Source organism: Peptoniphilus sp. SGI.035 (assembly GCF_050315115.1).
In the GTDB taxonomy this organism is placed as follows: Bacteria; Bacillota; Clostridia; order Tissierellales; family Peptoniphilaceae; genus Peptoniphilus_A.
Genome location: NZ_JBNPOJ010000067.1, coordinates 1 through 335, shown reverse-complemented (window position 1 = coordinate 335; position 335 = coordinate 1). Strand labels below are relative to the sequence as shown.

Below are 335 nucleotides of genomic sequence, written 5' to 3'. Positions count from 1 at the left end.
TTGACTTTTCATTTTTAGTAAATGTTGCAGTAAATGTTTCATTACTAATTACAACTTTTAATGCTGGATCCCAACTTGCAGGTGCTGTCCATCCAGGGTTCGCAGAGTAAGAAATAGTAGTATAATCCGCAAGATTTGTACCCGGTTTTACTCTTGCTAGTACTGTTTCTCCTGATTTATCCTTAACATTAACCTTTCCAGCCCCTTCAGGAAGTGCCTTAAATGTTACAGTTATATAATCAGATGGTATTGGCTTATCATCTGAACCCTTTGTCGGAATAGGATCAGTTGGTAAATATGGGATTATAACATCCTCTGTTTCTTCTATTGTTTGT

Annotated in this window: 1 protein-coding gene; it reads right to left on the bottom strand. The window is 36.4% G+C overall.

Translation table 11 applies throughout. From position 1 onward, the window contains the following. Positions 1–335, bottom strand: a 335-nt coding sequence (locus tag ACQRC6_RS09890; protein ID WP_427848757.1) for a hypothetical protein, incomplete at both ends; no start/stop codon positions are given.